The following is a 7,104-nucleotide window of genomic DNA, read 5'->3' as shown; positions in this document are numbered from 1 at the left end:
CCTGGCGGCCCGTCACGTCGCCACGCCGATCACGGGCCACCTACAACCGTCGGCACGGCGTGATGCACATGCTCGCCGCGCTGGACCTGGCCACCGGGAAGATCCTCTACCGGATCCGGCGCCGCAAACGGCACCGCGAGTTCCTCGACCTGCTCAAAGCCCTCCGCGCCCGGTGGCCCGGTCAGAAGCTCTACCTGGTCATGGACAACTTCTCCCCGCACCGACACCCCGACGTCCGGAACTGGGCCGCCGACAACAACGCCGAGCTGGTGTTCCTGCCGACCTACTCCAGCTGGCTGAACTGGATCGAGGCCGAGTTCGCAGCCCTGCGCTACTTCGCCCTCAACGGCACCGACCACCACACCCACGACGAACAGAACGCCGCCATCGCCGCCTACATCCGCTGGCGCAACGCCCGCGCCCAGCCCAAGACCAACTTCGCCACCGACTCACCCATCCGCACCTGGACCCATTACCCGGCCAAGGCTGCGTGACAAGCCACTAGTCGATCTCCCCATAAAACTCCGGTCGTCGCGCATGGATACCGTCGCGGACTCGCAGCACCGCGCGACGTGTGCGTGAGTCCCGTGTCCGGAGGAGGGCGAGAAAGTTTGAGCCCCCGTGCTTGGCCCTTCCCCACCTCCGAACATCCCACCTTCGGCGCAGGCTGCCAATACGCCATGTGCGCGAGTCTCACGGTGGGAGAGATGACTCTGTGTATAGGCAACGGGATATTCGAGCTTGGGCGGACTTGTTTTGTAGCATCACAGGCGCAGTACTGATCCCAAGTGCACGTGTGGATCCTGCGAACGCCTCCGCTCACCCTCACGCTGCCTGCTCTGCAACCAACCGTCCAATAAGCCCTGATCATCTTTGGAAGCGTCGGTCGTCACGGGTGCCACACACCTTCGGTCAAGGGACACGACACCCCTGGGACTACACACGACCACGACCATGACACCGACGCCCTGGCGAACACCCGCACGGAGCAGGGGATACCCCTGAACGGCCCCACACGCCCATGTCGTGGGCGTTGGCCGGAGTCCGTCATCCCCTGGGGCGTACACCTGGCCGGCCCGATCCGGGCCGAAGCTCCAGTACCGCACCGCCGCGCCGGGATTGTCCTCGTGCTGCGGACGGCCGTTCCACGGCTGCAACTCCAACACCTGCCTACCCCGACATCGTCTACGACCTCGACCGGCACGGCTGGTCTGAACAGCCCGGCGCGATCGCCGACCTCGACGGCGCGACCCACGGCTCCGACGCGCCGCGCGGTTGGCTGCGGATCTTCTCCCGCGGCGGGCATGTGTTGCACCTGTGGTTCACCAGCCCGCTGTCCCTGGCCACCGCCACACTCAGCAGCCGAGGACCCCTGCACGAGGCCCTCGAGGTCAAGGCCGCGATCACCGCTGCCGACACCCCCGGACCGCTCACGGTGCCGTTCCGGTGGCCCCGCCCCGACGACGTCGCCGCCACCGACGACCTCGACTGGGCACAGGCGAGTTCCACCCTGCGGACCTACGGCTTCACACTGACCGACGACCGGCCCTGCGACCGCCACGGCGTCCCGTCTCCGGACTCTGACAGCGCCGTCCGAGTCCAAACCTGGACCGGGCAACCATACGGCCGGCTCTCGCCGCTGCGCATCCGACTCTACGGCGCCGCCGACGAGCAGCCCATCGCCTGGTACTGGGCTGGCCGCATCCGCTGCCTTCGGCAGCTAGCCCGCATCTGCAGCCGCTGACCAGGAGGGGACGTGGCCGCCCGGCCACCGCTTCTCGTCCACCACGTACCCGTCCTAGCAAGTGGCGGGTGACCCCACTAACCGGTGACGTGCGCCCACCAGCCGTCGCACGACATGTGGTGAGCATCTGGATGGTCCTGCCCCGAAGCCGGCGGTGCCCAGAAGCGGGACTCCTCGTCCGGTGGTGGTGCGTGGACGGTGACATGGCAGCGGAAACGCCGCCGCACTCCAAGGGCGCCTTCGGCGTCGCTGCGCGAGGCTGCGCCCCCTTTCCGCGCGGTGGCGTTTCCGCTGGCACCTGCCCGTCCACGCACCACCACCGAACGAGGAGAACCCATGCCTGTTTGCGGAAATCGCAGCCGTCATGCCGACGGCAAGCCGGTCGCACACGCCAGCGTCGACGCGGTGCGCGCCTGCTGCCTGGACACCGAGGCCTGGGCGTGCCAATGGCTGCTCGCCGCGCACCAACAGACCGAGCACGACGGCCAACTCGCGCCGCAGCGGGGCGCGTATCTGCTCGAACAGCTCCGCACCGCGCAGGCGTTGGCCACCGGCCGCTACCCCAAGCCGGACCTCCAACTCCCGCTTCCCGACCGCGGCGACCGCCCCCAGTCGGCAGACCACCGATCCCACTGCCCGTGACTGCGGCGACGAGCCAGGGTCGACCGCACCCCGCACCCCGCAGACCCAGGCCAGACCCCGAAGGAATACCTCATGTCGCACGTGGCCCCACCGCCCGGAACCGCTGTCGAGATCCGACGAACCCAACCGCACACCGCCCACTCGCCGACCGAGCGAGGAGTGATTCTCCACCCATCGATGACCTGGCTGCTCGCCTACTTCCCCGGCGATCCGCGGCGGCCCGCCGACCCCGCCGACCCGGCCTCGATCCGCATCGTGCCCACCGCGGAGGTCACGGCCTACCGCGACCTGACCGACTGCGATCCCGCATGGGTCGCCGGCACCTGGGACCACCTCGCCCAGGCAGGTCCCGGATTGCTCCAGGCGCCGCAGGCCGTGCGGGTCTGGGAAATCGCAGCCGCACTCGCGCGGCACCGGCTGGACGCGGACGTCACGTCGCTGATCACGCGCGGACAATTGGAGGCCTGGGCGGGCCGACCATTGACCGACCACGACCTGGCCCGGATCGACGAGGCGATCCCGAACTCCTCCATCCCGGAAGCCTTCGGCGCCATCGTCGACGGCATGGACAGCCGGGACGCCGAGGAGATCGGCGACCTACGCGGCAGCATGGCCGACGGCTACGACGCCGAGCGCGTGAACCGGGTCCTCGGCCGCATCAGCGAGGTCTCCGGACTGTCGGTCGTGTGCGTCTGGGCCTACCGCGACGCGGTCGGAGTCGGCGGCGACTCTGACTTCTACATCGAGATCGACGGCCGACTGCACCACTGCGCCGGTGACCTCTGGCGATGGCTCAACACCCCCGAGGACCACCCGGACGCGCCCACCGCCCCCGGTCCGCCCGCCAGCTGGGTGGGAGCACCGTCCGACCTCCACGAAGACCAACTCGGCTGCGACGACGGGAGCCTCAACTACGCCCTCCGCGACGACCTCGACGTCACCGACGCCGCGGAGGATTCACGCCCGGACCAGCGTCTGCTGGCTCTCGCCGAAGCGCTCCAGGTCGATCCGCTCGACCTGGAGGACACCGTGCACGACTTGGTCGGCAAGTCGGCCGGCGCCATCAACAACGGCGGTCTGGACAAGCAGGTCCCCTTCCTGCTCGACCAGCTCGGCGAGGCCGCGACCGAGCAGTTGATCCGCGGTGCCGCGACATCGCAGCAGACCGACTCCGCGTGATGCCGAGGCCGGCTACCGACCCTAACCCTGTCGTCGACAGCTGCGGTGTTCGCCACACGGCCGCCGCCCCACGTCCTGCGGATCGACCGCACCCGCGGCGAACGCACCCACACCGGCATGGCGACCGGACGTCGCTTTTCGACCCGGTCTCCAACTCGCGTCCACCCGTTTCCCTGGATTCCAGGAGCAATCGCGTGAACACACGGATCACCGTCCCACCCAGCGAGATCGAGATCACCCTCGACGACAGGGCGCTGCTCAACCCCTACGGCCGCGTCACCGGCCTCGCCTACGACGACCGAAGTCCCCGAGTCACCATCACCCTGCACGACGGCACCCGACTGGTCCTCGCCCGCGACGGCGGCGACTGGGCCCTGCGCCCGGCCGACGGGGAACACCACCTCGCCGTCACCAGGCTGGACGGCCCCGGCGGTGCCATGCCCTTCGCCGTCCGCGAGGCGATGGACGAAACGTGGCGCGCGGCGTGGTCCATGGTCGACCAGTTCGCCGCCCGGATCGTCGAGGCAGCCGCCGGCGACCTCGTGCCGCTGCTCGATCGGGCCGTGACCTCCCCGCCGTTCTGACCCAGCCATTCCGCGCCCGCCACATCGCCGAGGAGGGATCGCCCATGCCCGCGCGCACCCGCACCACGATCAGGCCCGGCGACCGGGTCACCGTCGAGATCCAGCATTCCGACCGGCCGGTGCTGCGGCCGTTGATCGGCCAGTTGCGCACCGTTGAGGTCACCGCCGACCGGCGTGTGATCGTCCTCGACGACAACGGCCGCCGCCTGCGGATTGACGGACGTCCCCTGCCCACCCTCCGCCTGGTCGAAGCCTCGATCTTCACCGACCCGACGAACAGCCAGTGTGGGCCCACACCTACCGTCTACCGCCCCGCGACCCGAGCCCCTACCCCTTGCCGACCGGCTACGCCGCCGTCGCCGAGCCGGACGGCCAAGGCGGCATCGCCCGCATGTCGTCGTGCCGCTGCGGTCGCGACTGCGCGTGCCCAGGCTGTGGCCGGCGGACGATCCTGGCGGCCCGCGACCTGGAGTGGGCGGACCTGCTGCCCGACGGCCAAGCCCACACCGGCCAGTGGTGCAGGCAGCCGTCCTGCACGGCCACGGGGCCGGTGGACTGCCCCGACTGCTGCGCGCTGCCGATGAGGCTGGCCCCGGTCGTCTGGGTGTGCCGCCGCGACTCCGCCCACCGCCGGCCGTTCCGGTGGCCCGACCCGGCCCACCACACCCTGACCGAGGCCGCCCACGAGACCCTGTCCTACGGGCGGGAAGCGGATCGGGCGTGAAGCGCAGCCTCTACCGCCGCCTGCACCGCACGCTGCACCCGTATCTGGGGCGTCGCGGCTCGTCTTCGGCGGCACGCACGCCGCGTGCGAACAAGCAGGCGTCCACCTCGAGGACGTTGTGTACCGGTGCGCCGAGTGCGGCGGCCTCAACGTCGACGCCGCCGTGGGCGTCGTGCCAGCGACCCCGCGCAACCGCTGTGCGTCCTGCCGAGGCTTCGTCACCGCACCACCCGCTCGCAAGCCTGTGTGACGTCGCATGCGGTCCAAAGACCTGCAAGCAGAACTGTTTCCCCGTCCCACACCGGTCCCCGCCCTTCCAACAGGCGCTAGCCGCTGGCCCGATGGCCCATTCACCAGACACCAGAAGCGATCGCGAACGGCCGGGGGCGTGCGCGGCCGAGGTGAGCAGACCCTCATCCACAGCCCGGCCGGCAGTGCGGCCGATCGGCGGTGGCGAGGCCGGCAGGCCCACACTGCTCGCCACGGCCCACCTGCCCAAAGGGCTCCGAACCTGGCCTCGCCGTGCGGTGTGGCCGCGTACTCTGCGCCCGCGCCGGGCAGCGGGTACGCCGCCGACAACATGCTGCTCGCCCCTGCCCCCGCCGCAGACGCCAGCCGAGTGCGCCCCACCGAACCCGCGACCTGCGGCGCCAGCCTCCCTACACCTCGAGTGCCGGCGCAGCCTGCCAGCCGCGCCGCACCGACGTGCGGGACGGACATCACCCCATCGCCGGCAAACGACGGCGCCCGACCACGCCGTCGTGCCGGCCACTCGAGCGCAGGAAGCACGTGCGCTGCGCGCCCATGCCCCTCGGAATGGAGCTCTCATGTCCCTGGCCACCACCATCCGCAACGCCACCTTCGACCACATGGTGCACATGCTGCGCGCGCAGAACGCCGCGAAGATCGACGTGGTCGCCCCGGCCACCGCGCTGAGGGCACGCAACGGCGCGATCGAACTGTCCGGTGTCGAGCCGGTCGTCGACGACCACGGCGTCACCCTGGTCGACGGCTTGTACGTGCCCACCGCCGCCGCGGACGCCACCATCGCCGCCAAGTTGGGCATCGGCTCGAAGTACCTGCGCCGGTTGCGCACCGAGCGGCCCGATTTGTTCGACGCCAACGTCAACGGGCTCCTGCACGGCAAGTCCAAGCGCACCGCCGCAGGTTCGACCAGCGTGATCTACCCGGCCGACGCGCGGTCGTTCCTGCTGCGGTTGTTCCGCGGTCAGGACGGCGAACCGGGGGTGTTGCGCGCGTTGCTGTCGGACCGATTCGGCATGGTCGACAACCTCGACCTGCTCACCGCCGTGCTCGACGGCATCCGCCAGGCCGACGTGCAGGTCGAGATCCGCTCCTGCGACCTGACCGACTCCTCCATGCACTGCAAGGTCTACTCCCCTGCCGTCGAGCGGCTGGCGCCGCGCTTCCTGGCCGGCTACCGCAACCCGTTCGCCGACCCGGCCCTGGAGGCTGACCGACAGCGCATCACCACCGACCTCGAAGTCGGACGCCGCATGGCCGCCGCCGAAGGCTTGGGCTACGAGGCCGGATCCGAGCCAGTGGTCTTCGCCGGGTTCCGGTTCTCCAACTCCGAGATCGGTTCCGGCTCGGTGACCCTCAAGCCCGAGCTGTACGTGCGGATCTGCCGCAACGGCCTCACCTTGCCCGCGCTGGCCTTCCGCAAGGTCCACTTGGGGCAGAAGATGGAGGACGGAACGGTGAGCTGGTCTCAGGACACGGTCAAGAAGCAGCTGGACGTCATCGCGGCCCAGGCCCGCGACCACGTGCGACGCTGGCTGTCGCCGGAGTTCCTCGACAAGCAGGTGGAACTGTTGGAGGAGCAGGCCGGTGCGCCGGTCACCGTGCCGGACGCCACTGTGCGGGTGCTGGACCGCGAACTCGGGTTCACCGAGACCGAACGCGAAGGCGTCCTGAGGCACTTCATCGCCGGCGGCCAGCCCACCGCGGCCGGCATCGCCAACGCGATCACCAGCTTCAGCCAGACCGTGGCCGACCCCGCCCGCGCCGACGCACTCGACGACCTCGCCCTGAGGGCGATGAGCCTGGTCAAATAACACCCAACGGCCAAGCCGTCTGCCGCCCCGCACACGGACCCTACCGGGCAGCGACTGGTAGGGCCCGTGGTAGCCAATACGCGCCGCGGTGCTCGGCCCGGCCGAGCACCGCGGCCCTGGATTTGCGCCCACCAGGAGCCGCCCGAGGCGCCG

General features: G+C 70.3%; 7 protein-coding genes. All 7 read left to right on the top strand.

What is annotated here, in order from left to right; all coding sequences use genetic code 11:
• Positions 1 to 494 (top strand): IS630 family transposase (locus RIN75_RS38625; RefSeq protein ID WP_309117064.1); only part of this gene is annotated, 494 nt, incomplete at its 5' end.
• 812 nt (positions 495 to 1,306) lie between these two features.
• Complete coding sequence (locus RIN75_RS38620) at positions 1,307 to 1,744, top strand: hypothetical protein (protein ID WP_309117063.1); 438 nt, start codon at positions 1,307 to 1,309, stop codon at positions 1,742 to 1,744.
• A 336-nt stretch (positions 1,745 to 2,080) separates the two neighbouring features.
• Entirely contained in the window at positions 2,081 to 2,386 is a 306-nt protein-coding gene (locus tag RIN75_RS38615) for a hypothetical protein (protein WP_309117062.1), read from the top strand.
• Positions 2,387 to 2,563: 177 nt separating this feature from the next.
• Positions 2,564 to 3,565, top strand: a complete 1,002-nt coding sequence (locus tag RIN75_RS38610) for a hypothetical protein (RefSeq protein WP_309117061.1) — start codon at positions 2,564 to 2,566, stop codon at positions 3,563 to 3,565.
• 194 nt (positions 3,566 to 3,759) lie between these two features.
• Positions 3,760 to 4,149 (top strand): hypothetical protein, encoded by a 390-nt coding sequence (locus RIN75_RS38605; RefSeq protein WP_309117060.1) that lies wholly within the window; start codon positions 3,760 to 3,762, stop codon positions 4,147 to 4,149.
• A 334-nt stretch (positions 4,150 to 4,483) separates the two neighbouring features.
• Positions 4,484 to 4,873, top strand: a complete 390-nt coding sequence (locus tag RIN75_RS38600) for a hypothetical protein (protein WP_309117059.1) — start codon at positions 4,484 to 4,486, stop codon at positions 4,871 to 4,873.
• Between the two features lie 827 nt (positions 4,874 to 5,700).
• Entirely contained in the window at positions 5,701 to 6,951 is a 1,251-nt protein-coding gene (locus RIN75_RS38595; protein ID WP_309117058.1) for a hypothetical protein, read from the top strand.
• Positions 6,952 to 7,104: the final 153 nt, after the last annotated feature.

Source organism: Saccharothrix sp., assembly GCF_031180885.1.
Lineage (GTDB): Bacteria > Actinomycetota > Actinomycetes > Mycobacteriales > Pseudonocardiaceae > Actinosynnema.
Note: the sequence above shows the minus strand (reverse complement) of the source record. Positions and strands in the feature narration are given on the sequence as shown.